We start from the raw sequence: 16785 nt of genomic DNA, 5'->3' as shown, positions 1-16785 counted from the left end.
CCTATCTGTTACACTTCGCGCCCGCCATTTTCCGGCTCATTTTCTGACTTGATGTCGGACGCAGCCACCGGTGGTATCAACCTCCGCCTCGCCTACGCCGAGCCGCAAGCCAAACACAGTCCAGCTGGAACACAGGAACCCATTATGAGATTTGAATCGTTCGATTTTGCCCCCGAGATTTTGCGTGCTGTCTCAGATTGCGGTTATCAGGAGATGACCCCTGTGCAGCGCCAGGCGATCCCGACTATCCGTCGCGGTCTCGATGTGCTGGCCAGCGCCCAGACAGGTACCGGCAAGACTGCCGCCTTCGCCCTGCCGATACTGCAGCGCCTGGTGGACAAGCCGGCCGAGCTGCAGCCGTCCAATGCCCGCGTGTTGATCCTGACCCCGACTCGCGAGCTGGCGGCCCAGGTGGCGAGCAACATCAATGATTTTGCCAAGTACCTGGATGTCACCGTACTGACGCTCGTTGGCGGCGGCAAGCAGGATGTGCAGGCCAAGAAGCTGAAAGCGGGTGCTCACATCATAGTGGCGACCCCGGGTCGTCTGCTGGAGCACCTGACCGCCTGCAACCTCAGCCTGTCAGGCGTCGAGTGTCTGGTGCTGGACGAAGCGGATCGCATCCTCGACATGGGCTTTAGCGCCGATGTGCAGCAGATCCTGCAAGCGGTCAACAAGGAACGCCAGAACCTGCTGTTCTCCGCCACTTTCTCCGACGGGGTGAAGAAGCTGGCCAACGTCATGCTGGACAAGCCGCAGATCATCAGCGTCAACAAGCAGAACTCCACCGCCGATACCGTTACTCACACCGTCTATCCGGTGGAGCAGAAGCGCAAGCGCGAGCTGCTCTCCGAGCTCATCGGCAAGCAGAACTGGCCGCAGGTGCTGGTGTTTGCCAGTACCCGCGAAAGCTGTGACGAGCTGGTGGCCGAGCTGAACCTGGATGGCATCAAGTCTGCCGTTGTGCATGGTGACAAGGCCCAGGGCAGCCGTCGCCGCGCCCTGCGCGAATTCACCGAGGGCAAGCTGCGGGTACTGGTCGCCACCGAAGTGGCCGCCCGTGGTCTGGATATCCCGGATCTGCAGTACGTGGTCAACTACGATCTGCCGTTCCTGGCCGAAGACTACGTGCACCGCATCGGCCGTACCGGCCGCGCCGGCAAGAGCGGCATGGCCATCTCCTTCGTCAGCCGCGAAGAAGAGCGTACCCTGCTCGAGATCGAGGCACTGATCGGCCAGAAGATCCGCCGTGTCATGGCGAAGGGCTACGAAGTGGGCAACCGTGACGAGCTGATCAAGCAGTTGCAGGAGCGTCGTCGCTTCGGCAAGCGTCCCCAGCGTGAAGACAACGCCGCCGCCCAGGCCATGGCCGAAGCCAAGTTGCAGGGTCAGCGCCTCAAGCGTCTGGCGGCAATGAAGAAGCCGCGCCAGCCGAAATAAGCGCGCCCAACCCCATCCGGGCCTTCCCCTTGTCAGGGCCGGTCCGGAGGGGCGATTTTGTATATAAAGGCGCCACTGGCGCCTTTATGCTGTTGATGACCCGGCCTCTGGCCTGTGCCCGTCTCTCTGAGGACTCGTGATGACACCTCCCAACTACAATCAGGCCCTGCTCGACATGGCCACCCAGAGCCTTGCCGAGCTGGCGCGCACCGCCGAGCAGAAGGCGGGCAAGCGTACCCCCGCCCAGGAGAGCCATTTTCTCTGCACCTGGATGGCGGACTCCCTCAAGGAGAAGCGTTTCTCCCGTCTGGTGATGGAGGATCTGAAAGGCGGGATCCAGCAGGGCCGTACCCTGGGGGCCGGTGCCGATCTCAAGGGCCTGCTGGAGCGCATCGCCTTCCAGTACGCCCGGGTGCAGGCGGACTCACAACAGCTCGGCACCAGGCTTGCCGCCCTGCTGGCAGAGCTGGAAGCTGCGGGTTGGTTGGTGTTTACCGACAGCGAGGTGAACGCCAAGCTGCGCTTGCAGGGACAGGGCCAATCCAGTCTGGTGATCTCCAGTTGCGAATATGGCGAGCACATAGTGCAGGGTGAGCTGATCAAACCCTTGACCCTGTACGTGCGCGGTGATGAAGCCAGGCTGGCGCAAGCGGCCTTTCACCATGGTCTGCTGCTGAGCCAGGGCAACAAGAAGGTCACTCTGGTCAAGCACCACAAGGCGTACCGTCTGGTGCCCGCCAACTTGCAGCCCGCGCTGGCGCTGCTGGCCGAGGCGAAAGCCTGACGGCGAGCCTCTTCCCCTGTTGTTCCCAAACCCCGGCCTGGCGCCGGGGTTTTTTATGCGCCAGTGATGGTGCTGGCGGGCTTGGCCGGGTGAGGCGAGAGCAAAAGCGAAATTTTTACAGGAACCTTTTTACAAGCACCTTTTACAGGAACCTTTTACAAGAACCAAAGGGGCTGCGTGATACGGCCAGCGGGTTCCCGTTTTGTCGTTCGAAATGTGTCGCATGGCAGCGCGCCTGCATCTTGCCCCCTCTGATGGGGGGCGTCCCCCATATGGTGGGATGGTGGTGGAAAATTTCTGCTCTAGGGTGAGTGAGCCCCAAAGAGGGCCTTAAGGAAGCAAACCGCCTGATGGCGACACTCAATGAATGAGGAAACATGATGAAAGTGACTCCAATAGCCTTGCTGCTGGCCGGTGTGCTGGCTTCCCCGCTCTGCGCCGCTGGGCTAGATGCCCAACTCACCCTGGTGGATGGCAGCACAGACGACGTGCGCGTCAACCTGACATTGACCAACACGGGTGACAAGCCTATCCGTCTGCTCAAGTGGCAACTGCCGGGCAGCGACGATGCCCCCCTGTTTCTGGTGGAGCGGGATGGTCAACCGGTCAGCTATGAGGGGGCGCTGATCAAACGTGCGGCGCCAACCGACAAGGATTTCCAGCTGCTCAAGGCTGGCCAGAGTCTGACGGTGCAGGCGGAAGTGTCGGGTCTCTATGACATGAGTGCTCAGGGTCAGTACAGCATCCGCTATCAGCTGCCGACCGTACCGCAGGAGGCGAAGGCCGCCAAGGCCAAACAGGCCCAGGCGAGCGAGTCCAACGCCATCACCCTGTGGGTGGAGGGGGTGAACGATGAGCGGGTTCAGGCCAAGGTAGCCGCCGCCGAGCCCCAGGCTGTTGCCGGTTCTGTCAGTTTCAGCGGACGCTGCACCAACACCCAGAAGAGCGATCTGTTGACGGCGCTGGATGCCGCCAGTGGCATCAGCAACAACGCCAGCAGCTATCTGGCGGTCGACAAGCCCGATGGCCAGCGCTATCGCAGCTGGTTCGGGGCCTATAGCAGTGTCCGTTGGGATCAGGCCGAGACGAACTTCAGCAAGATCAAGGATGCCATCGACAACAAGCCGCTCACCTTTGACTGCAGCTGCAAGCAGAGCTACTTCGCCTACGTCTATCCGGATCAACCCTACAAGGTCTATCTGTGCAAGAGCTTCTGGACGGCGCCCGTCACCGGGAGCGATTCCCGTGCCGGCACCATAGTCCATGAGCTGAGTCACTTCAACGTAGTGGCAGGCACCGACGATCTGGGTTACGGTCAGGCCAATGCCCGCAATCTGGCGAAGACGGATCCGGTCAAGGCGCTCAACAACGCCGACAATCATGAATACTTCGCCGAGAATACCCCGAGCGAAAACTGATCCGCTGACAGGGGCCGCAAGGCCCCTTTTTGATGCTGAAGGAGGCTCCATGATGACACTCTTGCTCACCACCCTCGCGCTCGCTCCCCTGCAGTGTGAACTGTCGGTCAAGGCACACAGCCGGGTGAACGAGACCTTGCCCCTGGTGATGACCTTGACCAACAAGGGGGAGGGGCCGCTCGAGGTGTTGAGCTGGTTCACCCCGTTCGAAGGCTGGTTCGCCGATGCCATCGATCTCACCCTCGACAATCAGCCGCTGGTTTACAAAGGACCGCTCGCCAAGCGTGGCGAACCCGGTGCCGATGACTTCTTCATTCTGGGGGCGGGCCAGCAGAGCCAGGCGGATGCAGATCTGACCCAGGTCTATGATTTGTCCCGGCCAGGCCTCTATCACCTCAACTACCGCGCCCAGCCCTTGACCCTGACCCAGGGGGTCACCCCCAGCTGCCCCGCCATCAGTTTCACCCGGTTGGCGGCACCCTAAGCGGCGTCACGCCCGTTTGCTGCGTTCAGCAGCCCCACGGCGCGGGCCGCGACTGCCAGATAGCGGGATGAATCGCCGGGTCTGCTTGCCTGTTCCCGCCAGCAGCAGTGCACCAGCTTGATCACATGATCGTCCAGACTGGCGAGCGCCCGCTCCAACACTTGCTGCCAGGATAATCCGTTGCAGGCGGGCCATGTCTGGGGACGCAGGTGCGGAGCCCCGACCGTGATATAAGCCGCCGCCACCGCCTGCCACATCAAGCTCCGCCACTGTCCTTGCCACTCGCTGGGCAACTGCGTTGCGACAATGGCTGCGGCCCGGCTGCCGGTCACCATGTGCAGCACGGTAAAATTGCCGGTTTGCCAATAGAGCGGCAGGGCCACCTCGGCCAGTTGTGTCAAAACAGACGATGACTCGGCGAGCGTTTGCGGCAGCGTGCCCGGCCAGCGCGGCGCCTCTGCCACCTGCTGCAATCGACCCGTGATCCACTCGCCCTGCCAGCTCGCACCCTCCCACTGTTCGGAGAGCCCGGCCAGCAGGCTGGCGACATCCCGGGCCGGTGCGCCTTCCCCGACAGGCAGTATCAGGGGGCTGCACTGCCAGGCGGCCAGTGCCGCAGCCTGCTCTCCCACATGACCATTTTCCAGGGCACAGGCGAAGCGAATAAGAGGATGGAAGGCGCCTCCCGCCGGTGAGAGGCGCCTGGCCAGCAGGGTCTCGAAGAGAGGCAACCAGCCCTCGGCGGCAATCCGGTCTGCCAACTGCTGACGCAGTCGTACGAAACGGATTTCATCCTCGTCCTGACTTGTTTCCCCGCTCGGCAGCGCATGGGTTGCCTGCCAATGATCGAAGAAATGCTGCAACTGGCGGGGGCTTGCACCCATCGCATGCAGGGCGTGCAGCGCCATGGGGCAGTGGTTGGTGGTGCCTTTGCCGTTGAGGGCAAAAGCCCGGTTGGCATCGAGCAAGTGGTGAAGATGATGCATAATCATTTGACTCCTTTTGCGAGGGGAGACAGGATTGTGCAAGTTAAAGCTAACTTGAGGTCAAGGGTGAAAACGGATCGCAAGTGGTTAGCCATAGGTCAGATAGCGAAGCGCGCCGGGGTCAATGCCAGTGCCTTGCGTTTTTACGAGCAGAAGGGGTTGATCAGCAGCGTGCGCAGCGATGGCAGCCAGCGCCTCTATCCGCAGGATGCGCTGCGCCGGATAGCCTTCATCCGGGTGGCGCAGGGGATGGGGTTGAGCCTTGGCGAGATTGCCGATGCTCTCGCCGGCTTGCCAGATGGCCGCACTCCGGATCGCAGCGATTGGGAGCAGATAGCCAGCCAGTGGCAGGGCCGGCTTGATCAGCGCATCGAGGCTTTGGTGCAGCTCAAAGGCAAGCTCACCTCCTGTATTGGTTGTGGTTGCCTGTCCCTTGAGCACTGCGCCCTTTACAACCCGGATGATCAGGCGGCCGGACAGGGCGCCGGCCCCCGTTATCTGCTGGGGGATGTGCCGCCATCCGACCCGGGATCAGAAGAACAATAAACATGAGAGTCGACCTGGCATGCCATGCACTGGGCGATCTGAGTAATGAGCAAGGAGGAGACATGGCATTGCAACAGCTTAAACGGGAGTTGGAACAGTTTGGCGAGCGCAACGATGATGCGCAGCCGACCCGTGGCAGCAAGATGCTCAATATCACCCGCGATACCGGCGAGTTGTTGGCGGTACTGGTACAGACGCGGGGGGCTGAGGCCGTACTGGAGATTGGCACCTCCAACGGTTATTCCACTCTCTGGCTGGCCGAAGCGGTGCAAAGGCTCAATGGCCGAGTCACCACCATAGAGCGGGATGAGGGCAAGCGTGAACTGGCTGATATCAACTTTCAGCGTGCCGGCCTGAGCCCCTGGATCACCCAGTTGGCGGGGGAGGCTGAAACCCTGTTGCCCATTTTGCCAGAGGCCGGTTATCAGCTCATCTTCCTGGACTCGGATCGCCAGCGCTATCGTGTCTGGTGGCCACAGATCCAGCGCCTGCTGGCACCCCGTGGTCTGCTGGTGGTGGACAATGCCGTCTCCCATCGGGATGAGTTGGCCGAGTGGATGGGAGAGGTGCAGCGTGATCCGGCCTTTGCGACCTCGCTGGTGCCTGTTGGCAAGGGGGAGTGGCTGGTGGTGAGTTTGTCGGGAGAGTGAGCATGGAGTTCAGAACCATGGAACCAAAAGCAGTGGTAGAGGCCTATTGGCAGGCCATGCAAAGCAATGATTTTTCTAGGGCGGCCCGCTGGCTCGGCGATGATTTTATCTGCGACTGGCCGCAGTCGGGGGAGCGCATCGAGGGGCGCTGCAACTTTGTCGAGATCAACCGCCGCTATCCGGCGGCAGGTCCCTGGAGTTTTGACGTGGTCCGGCTACTGGAGCAGGGCGGTGAAGTCGTGACCGAGGTGTTGATCACCGATGGTGAGGTGCAGGCTCGCGCCATTACCTTTCACACAGTGCGCGGCAATGTCATCTCGCGTCAGACCGAGTTCTGGCCTGATCTCTACGAGGCACCCCGCTGGCGTCGCCCCTGGGTGACCCCCATTCCCCGGGAGCCGCAACACGCCTGATCCTGGCCCCCAAGGTGAGCCATGCCGCCCTGGGGACATGATTATTTTGTGTTGTTACCTTACATTCATCCATCCTCGTTATCCATTATTTCGATAAATATCCCCACATTTCATTGTTTGGCAATGGAATGATCCGCGTTATGTTTTGTCCATGCCGATAGCCAACCGAATTAGTATTTTATGTTGCCGTGAATGAAATTAATTGGCCTGTATGGGTTCAGGTTTGGAAAATAATAATTGCATGGCGCCAATGTTTTTATTTGGCAAGCGTTCTGGGTATTTATAAATATAACGAGGTGGATCATGAAAAAAGTACGCTCCCTGTTTTTGCTGGCGGCACTTCCGCTGGCTCTGATGACATCGGCCGACGCCCAATCCAGCCTCGCCGCCATCCAGAGCGCCGGGGTGATCAAGATAGGCACGGAAGGGGCCTATCCTCCGTTCACCTACCACGATAAGAGCGGCAAGCTGGTGGGTTTTGACGTTGAGATTGGCGAGCTGATCGCAAGCGGTCTCGGCGTGAAGCCCGAGTTCGTCGAAGGTAAGTGGGACGGGCTCATCGCCGGGGTGGATGCCAAGCGCTACGATCTGGTGCTCAACGAAGTGGCCATCACGCCAGAGCGGCTGAAAAAGTATGATTTTTCAGATCCCTATATCACCTCCAAGGCGGTGGTAGTGGTGCACAGCGACAACGACAGCATCAAGAGTTTCACGGATCTGAAGGGCAAGAAGTCCTCCCAGTCCCTGACCAGCAACTTCGCCCAGCTGGCGAAGTCATCGGGCGCCGAGGTGGTGGCCACCGAGGGCTTCAACCAGTCCCTGGAGCTGGTGTTGACCGGGCGGGTGGATGCCACCATCAACGACAGCCTCTCCTTCCTGGACTTCAAGAAGCAGAAGCCGGACGCCAGACTGAAGGTGGCGGCCACCGAGGCGAAGGGGGATCAATCCGCCGCCTTGCTGGCCAAGGGGCAGCCGGAATTGCTGGCCGCCATCAATCAGACGCTGCGTACCGCCAAGCAGGATGGCAGCTATCAAAAAATATCGGTTAAATATTTTGGCACTGACGTCTCGCAATAATATTGCGGCAACATAATAACGACAGAGGTAATTAACGTGCCAGCCTGGTTGCAGTTAATGATCGACTCTTTTTGGCCCCTGCTCAGTGCGGGGCTTATTTTTACCGTGCCGCTGACCCTGATCACCTTCGTATTGGGAATATTGCTCGGTTTCCTGGTGGCGCTGGCAAGGTTATATGGCCCCACCCCGCTGGTTGTGCTGGTCCGTTTTTATGTCTGGCTTATTCGGGGTACACCGCTGCTGGTTCAGCTCTTTCTTATCTTCTATGGTTTGCCGAGCGCGGGCATAGTGCTGGATGCCTTTACCGCTGCCGTCATTGGTTTCACCCTCAACATAGGTGCCTACAGTTCGGAGATTATCCGTGCCACTCTGGCGGCGATCCCGAAAGGGCAGTGGGAGGCAGCTTACTCTATCGGCATGAATTGGCCTCAGGTGATGTGGCGGGTGATCCTGCCACAGGCCGCACGTATCGCTGTGCCGCCGCTCTCCAACACCTTCATCTCGCTGGTCAAGGACACCTCGCTGGCGGCGGCGGTAACAGTGCCCGAGTTGTTTCAGGCGGCCCAGCGGCTCGCCTCTGTCACCTATGAGCCGCTGATTCTTTACATAGAGACGGCCATCATCTACCTGCTGTTCAGCTCAGTGCTCTCCACCCTGCAAGACCGGCTGGAACGCAGACTGACCCACAAAGAGACCCGGGAGCTGGCCCTATGATCCGATTGAGCGGCATCGAGAAACAGTTTGGCGGGCAAAGGGTGCTAAAAGGAATTGGCTTGGCGATGGCAGCTGGCAGTGTCACGGCGCTGATCGGCCCCTCCGGCAGCGGCAAGAGCACCTTGCTGCGCTGCGTGAACCTGCTGGAGCGACCGGACGCGGGGCAGCTGGTGCTGGGGGGGAGCGAGCTCGACTTTGCCCATCACCTGCCTCGCCAGAGCGTGCTGAGCCTGCGTCAGCAGACCGGCATGGTCTTTCAGAACTTCCAGCTGTTTCCGCACATGACGGTGCTGGAAAACGTGATAGAAGGGCTGGTGACTGTGCTGAAGTGGCCAAAGGCGCAGGCGATAGCACGGGGGCTGGCACTGCTCGACAAGGTGGGACTCAGGCACAAGGCCGAGGCCGTACCCGCTACCCTCTCCGGCGGCCAGCAGCAGCGGGTCGCCATCGCACGGGCTCTGGCGCCGGCGCCCAAGGTGCTGCTCTGTGACGAGCCCACCTCGGCGCTGGATCCCGAGCTCGCGCTGGAGGTGGTGGCCGTGCTGCGCCAGCTGGCCCAAGAAGGGACCACAATGTTGATAGCGACCCACGACTTGCGCCTTGCAGCCCAGATAGCGCAACAGGTGATCTTTCTGGAGTCCGGCGAGGTGGTGGAGGCGGGCAGTGCGCGCCAGATGTTTACCACCCCCAGGCGGGCACGTACTTTTGAGTACATCTCTACCCTGACCGAGCGGTTGCCGGAGAGCTGGAGTATCTAGCCGGTTTTTCCCGGACGAGAGCGACATAAAAAACAGCCCCGCAGATGCGGGGCTGTTTGTTGGCACAAAGGCGATGACGGACGGCGGATCAGACGGCCAGATAGTCCATGATCCCTTCGGCAGCCTTGCGACCTTCGTAAATGGCGGTCACCACCAGGTCGGAACCGCGCACCGCATCGCCACCGGCGAATACCTTGGGGTTGCTGGTCTGGAAGGGGTAGTCAGCCTGCTCGCTGGCCTGGATGCGATCCCGGTTGTCGAGCGCTATGCCAAACTCCTGCATCCAGGGTTGGGGGTTGGGCTGGAAGCCAAACGCCATCACCACGGCATCGGCAGCCAGCACCTGCTCTGACCCCTCTATCACTACCGCATTGCGACGGCCATTGGCATCGGGCGCACCGAGTTCAGTGCTCACCATCTTGATGCCACAGGTCTGGCCATCAGCATCCAGTTCGACGCCGATGGGCTGCAGGTTGAACATGAATTCGACCCCTTCCTCCCGGGCATTTTTCACTTCCCGTTTGGAGCCCGGCATGTTTTCGGCATCGCGGCGATAGGCGCAAATGACTTTGTCGGCACCTTGGCGGATGGCGGTACGCACGCAGTCCATGGCGGTATCGCCACCACCGAGCACCACGACTTGCTTGCCGGCGAAGTCGATGTAATCGGCCTGCGCCTTCTCAAAGCCCAGCAGCCGGTTGGCGTTGGAGATGAGATAGGGCAGGGCATCGTACACACCGGGAGCCGTCTCATTCTCGAAGCCACCCTTCATGTACTTGTAGGTGCCGACCCCGAGGAAGACGGCGTCGAACTCGCCCAGCAGATCGGCGAAGGTGACATCTTTGCCGACCTCGGTCTCGAGGTGGAACTCAATCCCCATGCCCTCGAAGATCTCGCGTCTGCGCTGCATCACCTCTTTTTCCAGCTTGAAGGAGGGAATGCCGAAGGTGAGCAGGCCGCCAATTTCCGGATACTTGTCAAACACCACGGCGCTGACGCCACCCCGTGCCAGCACGTCGGCACAGGCGAGCCCGGCCGGGCCTGCACCTATGATGGCGACCCGCTTGTCGGTTTTCACCACGTTGGAGAGATCCGGGCGCCAGCCCATCTCGAATGCCTTGTCGGTGATGTATTTCTCGATATTGCCTATGGTCACGGCGCCGAAGCGATCGTTCAGGGTACAGGCACCCTCACACAGTCTGTCTTGCGGGCAGACGCGGCCACACACTTCCGGCAGGCTGTTGGTCTGGTGGGAAAGCTCCACCGCCTCCAGGATGCGCCCCTCATTGGCCAGTTTCAGCCAGTTGGGAATGTAGTTGTGGACCGGGCATTTCCACTCGCAATAGGGGTTGCCGCAGTCGAGGCAGCGATCCGCCTGCATGCCGACCTGGGCCTGGTTGAAGGGCTCGTAGATCTCCACAAACTGGATCTTGCGGATCTTGAGCGGCTTCTTGGGCGGGTCGACCCGCTGGACATCGATAAACTGGAATACGTTCTGGCTCATAGGGTTCCCTCCTTATTGCGCCTGGATTCTGAGTTCTGCACTGGAACGGCTGGTGTGGCCAAGCAGGGACTTGACGTCGCTGGACTTGGGTTTGATCAGCCTGAACTTGGGCACATAGGAGTCGAAGTTGGCCAGGATCTCCTCGGCGCGCGGGCTGCCGGTCTCATTGAGGTGAGCCGTTATGATGCCGCGCAGGTGTTCCTGATGGATGGCGAGTGTCGCCACGTCCAGCAGTTCGACCAGCTCGGGGTTGGTGCGTTTGGCAAAGTTGCCGCACTCGTCCAGCACGTAGGCAAAACCACCTGTCATGCCCGCCGCGAAGTTGACGCCGGTGGTGCCGAGTATGGTGACGATACCGCCTGTCATGTATTCACAGCCGTTGTCGCCTATCCCCTCGACCACGGCCAGAGCCCCTGAGTTGCGCACCGCGAAGCGCTCGCCCGCCGTACCGGCCGCAAACAGCTTGCCGCCGGTGGCGCCATAGAGGCAGGTGTTGCCAATGATGGCGGCTTCGTGGGACTTGAATGCCACGCCGACGTGGGGTTTGACCACCAGTTTGCCGCCAGTCATGCCCTTGCCCACGTAGTCGTTGGCGTCACCCGTGAGTATCATCTCGAGGCCACCCGCGTTCCAGACGCCGAAGCTCTGGCCCGCTGTGCCGTTGAAGTGAACCTTCACCGGGTCGGCCGCCATGCCCTGGTTGCCGTGGCGCTTGACGATCTCGCCCGACAGACGGGCCCCCACAGAGCGGTCTGTGTTGCGGATGTCGTAACGGAACTCGCCGCCCGACTTGTGCTCCACCGCCTCCAGCAGATCGTCCACCATCCGCAAGTTGAGCGGTCCCTTGTCAAAGGTGGGGTTGTGCTGCTGGCTGAACAGGCTGGAGCCCGCCGGAGCCACCGGACTTGCCAGAATACCGGAGAGATCAAGCTTGGCCTGACGGGCGGTGAGGCCTGGCAGGGCTTCCAGCAAATCGGTACGACCGATGAGATCGGTCAGCTGGGTGACCCCCAGCTGAGCCATGAGTTCGCGAGTCTCTTCTGCGATGAACTTGAAGTAGTTCATCACCATCTCCGGCAGGCCGGTGAAGTGCTCGCGGCGCAGCTTCTCATCCTGGGTGGCGACGCCGGTGGCGCAGTTGTTCAGGTGGCAGATGCGCAGGTATTTGCAGCCGAGCGCCACCATGGGACCAGTGCCAAAACCGAAGCTCTCGGCACCGAGGATGGCGGCCTTGATGATGTCGAGGCCAGTTTTGAGACCACCATCCACCTGCAGCCGCACCTTGTGGCGCAGGCCGTTGGCAACCAGCGCCTGCTGGGTTTCCGCCAGGCCCAGCTCCCAGGGGGAACCGGCATACTTGACCGAGGTCAGCGGGCTTGCGCCCGTGCCACCGTCATAGCCGGAGACGGTAATGAAGTCGGCATAGGCCTTGGCCACGCCGCAGGCGATGGTGCCGACACCGGGCTCGGAGACCAGCTTGACCGACACCAGACAGTCCGGGTTGATCTGCTTGATGTCGAAGATTAGCTGGGCCAGGTCTTCAATGGAGTAGATATCGTGGTGCGGCGGCGGCGAGATCAGAGTCACGCCAGGCACGGAATAGCGCAACTTGGCTATCTGGGCGGTGACTTTGTCACCGGGCAGCTGACCGCCTTCACCGGGCTTGGCGCCCTGGGCCACCTTGATCTGCACCACGTCCGCGTTCATCAGGTAGTGGGGGGTGACGCCAAAGCGCCCTGATGCCACCTGCTTGATACGGGAATTTTTCTCGGTCCCAAAACGCTTGGGATCTTCGCCGCCTTCGCCGGAGTTGCTCTGACCACCGAGGCGGTTCATGGCCACTGCCAGCGCTTCGTGCGCCTCAGGGCCCAAGGCGCCGATAGACATTGCAGCGGAGTCGAAGCGGGGGAACAGCTTGGCTGCCGGCTCCACTGCGCTGATGTCCACCGGATTGTCGACCTTCTTCAGAGCAAGCAGATCGCGCAGGGTAGAGACAGGGCGCTCGTTCACGAGCCGCGCATACTCCTTGTAATCGGCATAGTTGCCGGAGCGCACCGCGGTTTGCAGGGTTTGCACCACATCCGGATTGTAAGTGTGATACTCGCCGCCGTGGACAAACTTGAGCAGTCCACCCTGAGTGAGGGCCTTGCGTTGCAACCAGGCCTGACGGGCCAGATTGAACTGATCCTGCTGGATATCGGTAAAATCGGCGCCCTGGATACGGCTGGAGACACCACGGAAGCACATGGCGACCACGGCACTGGAGAGGCCCACGGCCTCAAACAGCTGGGAGCAGCGATAGCTGGCGACCGTGCTGATGCCCATTTTGGACATCACCTTGTAGAGGCCCTTGTTGATGCCGTTGCGGTAGTTGAGCATGGCCTGGCGCAGGCTCATCTTAAGCACGCCTTCCTCGACCTGTTTGGCGAGGGTTTCATAAGCCAGATAGGGGTAGATGGCGGTGGCGCCAAAGCCCAGCAGTACCGAGAAGTGGTGCGGGTCGCGGCAGCTGGCGGTCTCCACCAGGATATTGGCGTCGCAGCGCAGATTGTTGTCCACTAGGGTGCGCTGTACCGCGCCTACCGCCATGGCGGCTGGAATGGGCAGTGTGTCGGCACTGACGTCCCGATCCGACAGGATCAGCAGCACTGTACCGTTGCGGGCGGCAGTCTGGGCCTCTTCGCAGATGCGCACCAAGGCTGCTTCCAGTCCCTCTTCGGGCCTGAAGTTGAGGCTGATCACCTGATGGCGATAGTGCTCACCTTCCAGCGCAAGCAACTGGTGGAAGTCGGAGTAGAGCAGGATCGGCGACTGGAACAGTACCCGGTGGGCGTGGCCGAAGGTCTCGTTGAAGACGTTCTGCTCGCGACCGATACAGGTAGCCAGTGACATGACGTGGTTTTCCCGCAGGGGATCGATCGGCGGGTTGGTCACCTGGGCGAACATCTGGCGGAAGTAGTCATACAGGGTGCGCTGGCTGGAGGAGAGCACAGCCATCGGGGTGTCATCTCCCATGGAGCCCACCGCTTCCTGACCGTTCTCGCCGAGCACGCGAATGATCTGATCCAGCTCCTCATAGGAGTAGCCGAACAGTTTCTGATAGGTCTTGAGCTGATCGTCCGAGAACTCGCGGGCTCCCGTGCTGGCGTCATCCATCTGCTCGAACGGCACCAGCCGCTTGCAATGGGAGTCCATCCACTGTTTGTAGGTGTGACGGCTCTTGAGATCGTCGTCGATCTCGAAGCTGGTCCACACCTTGCCGTTGCTGGTATCCACCACGAACAGCTCGCCCGGGCCGACCCGGCCCTTCTCCAGCACTTCATCCGGGGTGTAGTCCCAGGTACCGACCTCAGACGCGAGCGTGATGAACTTGTCCTTGGTGATGACATAGCGGGCCGGACGCAGGCCGTTACGGTCCAGTGCACAGGTGGCATAGCGGCCATCGGTCATGACGATGCCGGCCGGACCATCCCAGGGCTCCATGTGCATGGAGTTGAAGTCATAGAAGGCTCGCAGGTCGTCATCCATGTTCGGATGTTTTTGCCATGCAGGCGGGATCAGCAGGCGCATGGCACGGAACAGGTCCATGCCACCGGCCAGGAAGAGATCCAGCATGTTGTCGAGGCTGGAGGAGTCGGAGCCCGTGGTGTTGACGAAGGGCGCCGCCTCTTGCAGATCCGGAATGAGCGGGGTCGCGAACTTGTAGCTGCGGGCCTTGGCCCACTGGCGGTTGCCAGCAATGGTGTTGATCTCGCCATTGTGGGCGAGATAACGGAACGGCTGCGCCAACGGCCAGCGCGGGCTGGTGTTGGTGGAGAAACGCTGGTGGAACACGCAGATGGCCGATTGCAGGCGAATGTCGGCAAGATCCAGATAGAAGTGGGGCAAATCCACCGGCATGCACAGTCCTTTATAGACGGTGACCAGGTTGGAGAGGCTGACCACGTAGAAGTAGTCGTCACTGATGCGCTTTTCGATACGGCGACGCACTATATAAAGGCGGCGTTCAAGATCCTTGTCGACCCAGCCTGGCGGCGCGTTGACAAAGACCTGTTCAATACTGGGCAGGGAGGCTTTGGCGATGGGACCGAGCACATTGGTATCGATGGGCACCTTGCGCCAACCGACCAGACTCAAGGTCTCTCTTTCCAGCTCCTCGTCGATGATGTCGCGAGTCTGCTGGGCCAATACGGGGTCCGGGTTGAGAAACAGCATGCCGACCGCGTATTTGCGGCCCAGATGCCATCCTTTCTCTTCGGCGACGGCTCTAAAGAAGCTATCCGGTTTTTGCAGCAACAGACCGCAACCATCGCCGGTCTTGCCGTCGGCGGAGATACCGCCGCGGTGCTGCATGCGAGCCAATGCTGACATCGCGAGACGGACAAGCTTGTGGCTGGCTTCACCTTCCATGTGGGCCAACAGGCCGAAGCCACAGTTATCCCTCTCCAGCTTTGGATCATATAGTGACATTGCATTTCTCCCTTGCTCGGCCTTGCATCGCAAACTGCATAAATTGCGATTGGCTCTTGTGGTTCCGTCCGCCTGACGTGGCGAATCTCCAAACTAATGGGATTTTTCGGCAAGGTCAATTGAACATCCCGGCTGTTTTCATTATTACAAAGTCATAACAAAATGTTGGGGTGCGGGTATATATGGGGCTTGAATTGGTGATTGCTCTGGCATTTTTTATTTTTACAGCACTTAATGTTGATATGTGGGCTTTTGTTGGTTGACTCAGTGGGGGAGGGGATTTGTAGTAATTTTACCAATTCATCAGGCAAGTGGTGGGGAGAGATCACAATTACGCACCACGAGTCTTGCTTTTGTCGTCAGTGAGTCTATACGTGAATTTTCATTGCCTAACAGATGGTTAGCTAACTGTTATTCATCATGATTGTGCATGCTGTGGTTGGTGTAAGGGTTTCGAAAGCATCAACAACGACCTGCTTGCTGATATTTATCCAGATATTGGTGAATATTTATATGTTTTCTGACCTTCCCCTCCCTTGATCCAGCTCAGCGCCCTGTTTTTGCAAGCTCGTACAATGACGCTCCTTTAGCGGAGGTGTCATGCAGTTACACGAACTCGTCAATACATTCGGTCAGGATCTCAAGCAACGCCACGGCCAGAAGATCCACAAGCTCTCTATTCACGGCGCTTTCACTTGCCCCAACCGGGACGGCACCCTGGGCCGTGGTGGCTGCACTTTTTGCAATGTCTCCTCTTTTGCCGACGAGTCGGCCCAGCAGCTTTCCGTGGTGCAGCAACTGTTGGCGCGCCGGGATGAAGTGACCCGTGCCAAACGCTATCTCGCCTACTTTCAGGCCTACACCAGCACCTATGCCGAGGTCGAGTACCTGCAACGCATGTATGAAGAGGCGTTGTCAGTCAGCGACATGGTGGGTTTGTGTGTCGGTACCCGACCCGATTGCGTGCCGGATGCGGTGCTGGACCTGCTGGCGGCTTATCAGGCCCGTGGCTATGAGGTGTGGCTGGAGCTAGGGCTGCAAAGTGCCAATGACAAGACCTTGCAGCGCATCAATCGCGGTCATGGTTACGCCGCCTATGCCGATGCGGTTGCGCGGGCCCATCAGCGCGGCATCAAGGTCTGTGCCCATCTGATCGTCGGCCTGCCGGGGGAGGTGCCGATGGATAGCCTCGATACCCTGCATCGCATCGTGGCGACCGGGGTCGAGGGGATCAAGCTGCATCCGCTCCATGTGGTGGAGGGGAGCACCCTCGGCAAGGCGTGGCAGGCAGGGCGGCTGGAGGTGTTGTCACTGGATCAATATGTTGAAGCGGCAGTGGCCATGATCCAGCACACCCCTCCCGAGGTGGTCTATCATCGCATCTCTGCCTCTGCCCGCCGACCGACCCTGTTGGCACCGGTCTGGTGCGAAAATCGCTGGACAGCCATGGCAGGGATTGCTAGTGAACTGGCCCGTTCCGGTGCTCAGGGACACAGTCTGGGACGGCCCTTCTCCCTTCCTGACCATATAGAGTAAGCAAT

14 protein-coding genes are annotated in these 16785 nt (G+C 60.1%); 11 read left to right on the top strand and 3 right to left on the bottom strand.

The annotated features are described in order from the left end of the window. Positions 1–144 precede the first annotated feature (144 nt). The 4 genes from AC1P02_RS19365 (at position 145) to AC1P02_RS19350 (ending at position 4126) form a co-directional block, all read left to right on the top strand. A complete protein-coding gene (locus AC1P02_RS19365) occupies positions 145–1440 on the top strand; it encodes a DEAD/DEAH box helicase (RefSeq protein ID WP_005314664.1) in 1296 nt (431 codons plus the stop codon). 139 nt (positions 1441–1579) lie between these two features. Beyond that, positions 1580–2224: a DUF2913 family protein gene (locus AC1P02_RS19360; RefSeq protein WP_485182957.1), complete on the top strand. Its 645-nt coding sequence runs from the start codon at positions 1580–1582 to the stop codon at positions 2222–2224. A gap of 377 nt (positions 2225–2601) precedes the next feature. Then, on the top strand, positions 2602–3642 hold the full coding sequence (locus AC1P02_RS19355; protein WP_485182955.1) for a M35 family metalloendopeptidase: 1041 nt from the start codon (positions 2602–2604) through the stop codon (positions 3640–3642). 49 nt (positions 3643–3691) lie between these two features. Beyond that, entirely contained in the window at positions 3692–4126 is a 435-nt protein-coding gene (locus AC1P02_RS19350; RefSeq protein ID WP_485182953.1) for a protease, read from the top strand. On the opposite strand, the gene AC1P02_RS19345 is transcribed toward AC1P02_RS19350, so the two are convergent. Beyond that, the gene (locus tag AC1P02_RS19345; protein WP_485182951.1) at positions 4123–5118 is read right to left on the bottom strand and encodes a questin oxidase family protein; all 996 of its coding nucleotides are present in this window, start codon (positions 5116–5118) and stop codon (positions 4123–4125) included. The genes AC1P02_RS19350 and AC1P02_RS19345 overlap by 4 nt on opposite strands. A gap of 60 nt (positions 5119–5178) precedes the next feature. Here AC1P02_RS19345 and soxR point away from each other — a divergent pair, with 60 nt between their 5' ends. The 6 genes from soxR (at position 5179) to AC1P02_RS19315 (ending at position 9270) form a co-directional block, all read left to right on the top strand. Continuing rightward, the gene (soxR, locus tag AC1P02_RS19340; RefSeq protein ID WP_485182949.1) at positions 5179–5658 is read left to right on the top strand and encodes a redox-sensitive transcriptional activator SoxR; all 480 of its coding nucleotides are present in this window, start codon (positions 5179–5181) and stop codon (positions 5656–5658) included. A gap of 62 nt (positions 5659–5720) precedes the next feature. Beyond that, positions 5721–6308 carry an O-methyltransferase gene (locus tag AC1P02_RS19335; protein WP_485182947.1) on the top strand — a complete coding sequence of 196 codons (588 nt, stop codon included), beginning with the start codon at positions 5721–5723 and terminating at the stop codon, positions 6306–6308. 2 nt (positions 6309–6310) lie between these two features. Continuing rightward, positions 6311–6721, top strand: a complete 411-nt coding sequence (locus AC1P02_RS19330) for a nuclear transport factor 2 family protein (RefSeq protein WP_125602342.1) — start codon at positions 6311–6313, stop codon at positions 6719–6721. 303 nt (positions 6722–7024) lie between these two features. Then, positions 7025–7798, top strand: coding sequence for an amino acid ABC transporter substrate-binding protein (locus AC1P02_RS19325; protein WP_485182945.1), 774 nt, complete (start codon positions 7025–7027; stop codon positions 7796–7798). 57 nt (positions 7799–7855) lie between these two features. Beyond that, on the top strand, positions 7856–8512 hold the full coding sequence (locus AC1P02_RS19320) for an amino acid ABC transporter permease (protein WP_174218890.1): 657 nt from the start codon (positions 7856–7858) through the stop codon (positions 8510–8512). Positions 8513–8577: 65 nt separating this feature from the next. Continuing rightward, the gene (locus AC1P02_RS19315) at positions 8578–9270 is read left to right on the top strand and encodes an amino acid ABC transporter ATP-binding protein (RefSeq protein ID WP_485182943.1); all 693 of its coding nucleotides are present in this window, start codon (positions 8578–8580) and stop codon (positions 9268–9270) included. An 88-nt stretch (positions 9271–9358) separates the two neighbouring features. On the opposite strand, the gene AC1P02_RS19310 is transcribed toward AC1P02_RS19315, so the two are convergent. Together AC1P02_RS19310 and gltB are read right to left on the bottom strand one after the other, a co-directional pair. Beyond that, positions 9359–10774, bottom strand: a complete 1416-nt coding sequence (locus AC1P02_RS19310) for an FAD-dependent oxidoreductase (RefSeq protein ID WP_485182941.1) — start codon at positions 10772–10774, stop codon at positions 9359–9361. 12 nt (positions 10775–10786) lie between these two features. Next, positions 10787–15244 (bottom strand): glutamate synthase large subunit, encoded by a 4458-nt coding sequence (gene gltB, locus AC1P02_RS19305; protein ID WP_485182939.1) that lies wholly within the window; start codon positions 15242–15244, stop codon positions 10787–10789. A 600-nt stretch (positions 15245–15844) separates the two neighbouring features. Here gltB and mnmL point away from each other — a divergent pair. Next, entirely contained in the window at positions 15845–16780 is a 936-nt protein-coding gene (gene mnmL / locus AC1P02_RS19300; protein ID WP_005314700.1) for a tRNA modification radical SAM protein MnmL/YtqA, read from the top strand. Positions 16781–16785 lie beyond the last annotated feature (5 nt).

Source organism: Aeromonas sp. TS_SC_11, from assembly GCF_057318915.1.
The sequence above is the reverse complement of the archived record's forward strand: the minus strand, read 5'-3'. Positions and strand labels throughout refer to the sequence as shown.